The sequence below is a fragment of the Microbacterium xerophyticum genome (genome assembly GCF_053543555.1).
The window spans coordinates 614,171-616,456 of sequence record NZ_JBLVOB010000007.1; the positions used below are offsets into that span (position 1 = coordinate 614,171).

Consider the following 2,286-nt stretch of genomic DNA (forward strand, 5'->3'; position numbering starts at 1 on the left):
CCCCCCCGCACCGTTTCCCCGGGAGTGGATATGACAACTGAGCTGCGAGTGGCCATGATCGGCCATGGATTCATGGGAGCCGCGCATTCCGTCGGCTGGCGACAGGCGCCTGCGGCGTTCGACCTTCCCCTCTCTCCGAGGATGGCGGTGCTCGTCGGACGCGATGCCGACAAGACGGCATCCGCGGCACGCAAGTGGGGCTGGGACGAGACCTCCACCGACTGGCGAGCCGTCATCGCGCGCGACGACATCGACGTGATCGACATCGTCACCCCCGGGGAATCGCACGCCGAGATCGCGATCGCCGCGCTCGCGGCCGGCAAGCACGTGCTCTGCGAGAAGCCGCTGGCCAACACGGTGGAAGAAGCCGAGGCGATGGAGCGGGCTGCGCAGGATGCTGCGGCCCACGGCATCCACGCCATGGTGGGCTTCACCTACCGCCGGGTGCCCGCCGTCACTCTCATGCGCGACATGATCGCGGCAGGACGCGTCGGAACGGTGCGGCAGGTGCGCGCGAGCTACCGTCAGGACTGGCTCGCCGATCCCGAGTCGCCGATGACGTGGCGTCTGGACAAGGACCGCGCGGGCTCCGGCTCGCTCGGCGACATCGGCGCGCACATCATCGACATGACGCAGTTCGTCACCGGGCAGTCGCTGACCCAGGTCTCGGCGGTCCTGGAGACGCTGGTCGACGAGCGCCCTCTGCTGGGCGAGTCCGTCGGTCTCAGCGGCACCGCGAGCACCGAGCGCGGGAAGGTCACCGTCGACGCCGTCGCCCTGTTCACCGGACGACTCGAGTCGGGAACGCTGGCCACCTTCGAGGCGACCCGATTCGCGACGGGCCGAAAGAACGCGCTCGACATCGAGATCTCGGGTGACGCCGGTGCGCTGCACTGGAACCTCGAGGACATGAACGTGCTCGAGTTCTACGACGCGACGCAGCCGACGGGCGAACAGGGCTTCACCCGGATCCTGGTCACCGAACCGGAGCACCCGTACCTTGCCGGATGGTGGCCGACCGGGCATATGCTCGGCTACGAACACGGCTTCTCGCACCAGGCGAAGGACTTCGTCGAGGCGATCGCGAGCGGCTCCGCCCCGCACCCGACGTTCGCGGAGGGACTGCACGTGCAGCGGGTGCTGGATGCGGTCGAGCGCAGTTCGTCCGACGGTTCGGCCTGGACCGGCGTCTGAAGACCAGCACGTAACGAACTCACGAGAAAGAGGACGAAGATGTCACGACCTGTCACCCTGTTCACCGGCCAGTGGGCCGACCTGCCGTTCGAAGAGGTCGCGCGGCTCGCGGGCGAGTGGGGCTACGACGGCCTCGAGATCGCGTGCTGGGGCGATCACCTCGACCCGTGGCGCTGGGACGATGACGCATACATCCAGGACCGTCTCGACATCCTCGAGCGCAACGGTCTGAAGGTGTGGACGATCTCGAACCACCTCAAGGGCCAGGTGGTGTGCGATGACCCGATCGATCAGCGGCACCGCAACATCGTCTCCGATCACGTCTGGGGAGACGGAGATCCCGAGGGCGTGCGCCAGCGCGCCGCGGAGGAGATGAAGAACACCGCCCGCCTGGCCGCGAAGCTCGGCGTGAAGACCGTCACCGGTTTCACCGGGTCGTGGGTCTGGAAGTACGTCGCGATGTTCCCGCCCGCCACCGACGAGATGGTGGAGGCCGGCTACCAGGACTTCGCCGACCGCTGGAACCCGATCCTCGACGTGTTCGACGAGGTCGGGGTGCGCTTCGCTCACGAGGTGCACCCGTCGGAGATCGCGTACGACTACTGGACCACCAAGCGCACCCTGGAGGCGATCGGGCACCGCGAGGCGTTCGGCCTGAACTGGGACCCGTCGCACATGGTGTGGCAGGACATCGACCCGGTCGGATTCCTGTGGGACTTCCAGGACCGCATCTATCACGTGCACTGCAAGGACACGAAGAAGCGCCTCGGCAACGGCCGCAACGGCCGCCTGTCGTCGCACCTGCCCTGGGCCGACCCGCGGCGCGGCTGGGACTTCATCTCGACCGGTCACGGTGACGTGCCCTGGGAAGACGCGTTCCGCATGATGAACGCGATCGGCTACGAGGGCCCCCTGTCGGTCGAGTGGGAGGACGCCGGCATGGACAGGCTCATCGGCGCACCGGAGGCACTCGAGTTCGTACGCAGGCTGTCGACGTACAAGCCCGCCGACGCCGCATTCGACAGCGCATTCTCCACGCGCTGAGTTCGCGCTGCTCAGCTCGCGCCGCACTCATCGGGCAGACGCTACACA

General features: G+C 67.6%; 2 protein-coding genes. Both read left to right on the forward strand.

Going from position 1 to position 2,286, the window contains the following annotated elements; genetic code table 11:
• Positions 1–54: 54 nt before the first annotated feature.
• On the forward strand, positions 55–1,194 hold the full coding sequence (locus tag ACNPNP_RS14475) for a Gfo/Idh/MocA family protein (RefSeq protein ID WP_448967262.1): 1,140 nt from the start codon (positions 55–57) through the stop codon (positions 1,192–1,194).
• A 39-nt stretch (positions 1,195–1,233) separates the two neighbouring features.
• Positions 1,234–2,238, forward strand: a complete 1,005-nt coding sequence (locus ACNPNP_RS14480) for a sugar phosphate isomerase/epimerase family protein (protein ID WP_448966727.1) — start codon at positions 1,234–1,236, stop codon at positions 2,236–2,238.
• The last annotated feature ends 48 nt before the right edge of the window (positions 2,239–2,286 follow it).